Origin of the sequence: Nonomuraea zeae, from assembly GCF_005889725.1 — a bacterium.
GTDB lineage: Bacteria > Actinomycetota > Actinomycetes > Streptosporangiales > Streptosporangiaceae > Nonomuraea > Nonomuraea zeae.
In genome coordinates, this window is the sequence record NZ_VCKX01000687.1 from 1 (window position 1) to 1,236 (window position 1,236).

The 1,236-nt window shown below is 76.3% G+C and carries 1 protein-coding gene; it reads left to right on the forward strand.

From position 1 onward, the window contains the following. Positions 1-1,236, forward strand: a 1,236-nt coding sequence (locus tag ETD85_RS62390; protein WP_138699110.1) for an AMP-binding protein, incomplete at both ends; no start/stop codon positions are given.

Sequence of the window (1,236 nt, forward strand, 5' to 3'; positions counted from 1 at the left end):
CCATGGGCCCCCGCGCCACCGGCCCCCGCACCGACGACCCGGTTCCGGACGTCCCCTCGCCGCTGTCGTTCGCCGCCGCCGCCGAGGCCGAGCGGGAGCGGGTGCTGGACGCCCTGCCCGCCGCCCGGGAGTTCTGGGCTGAGCGCTGGGTCGAGCCCGCCGAGCTCGTGCTGCCCGGCCAGCGGCGCACCGCCACACGATACGGCCCCGGCGCGGAGATCGACGCCGGCCTCGACCACGAGCTGGCCCGGCACGCCGCCGAGGTGGCCAGGGCGGCCGGCGCGACGGCCTTCGAGACGCTCCTGGCCGCCGTGCACGCGCTGCTGTACAGGTACGGCACCGAGAACGTGACGGTCGCCATCGACGTGACCACCCGCGGGCCGGCGACCCGGGGGCACATCGGGCCGTTCGTCAACGAGCTGCCCACGCTGTCCAGACCCGCTGCCGGGCAGACGTTCCGCGAGCTGGTGCGGGCCGTCAGGGGCGAGCTGCGCGAGATGTACCGGTTCCGGGAGGTGCCGCTCGCGCGGGCGCTCGGGCAGCCGCCGCGCGGTGCCGCCGTCCCCGTGTCGGTCAGCTACCGCAAACGGGAGTGGATCGAGCCGTGCTTCCCCGGCCTGGACCTGTCCGTCGATCGGATGATGTTCGGCGGGGGCGTGCGCAATGCCCTGCACCTGCAGTTCGTGGACGGGCCTGACGGGCTGGACACGAGACTGCGCTTCGACCCGGCGGCCCTCGACCGGGACACGGTGGCCCGGTTCGCCGTCGGCCTGCGCGTCCTGCTGCGCTGCGCCGCCGCCGACCCCGGCGTCCGCCTGGCCGATCTCGACATCGTGTCATCCGCCGAGCGGCACCGCCTGCTCGTCGAGTGGAACGACACCACGGCCGCCTACCCCGCGCCGGCCACGCTGCCCGGCCTGCTGGCCGACCAGGTACGCGCCCGGCCTGACGCGCCCGCCGTGACGTTCGAAGGGCGTTCGCTCGGCTACGCGGATCTGGACGCCGCCGCCGACCGGCTCGCCCGCCGGCTGCTCCTGGCCGGGGTCCGGCGCGGAGACCTCGTGGCCGTTCACGTGCGGCGTTCCAGCGCGTTGCCGGTCTGCCTGCTCGCCGTCCACCGGGCCGGCGCCGCCTACCTGCCGCTCGACCCCGGCCATCCGGCGGAACGGCTCTCCATGATCGTGGCCGACGCCCGGCCCCGGCTCCTGCTGTCCGACGCCGACCCGCCCGGCACCC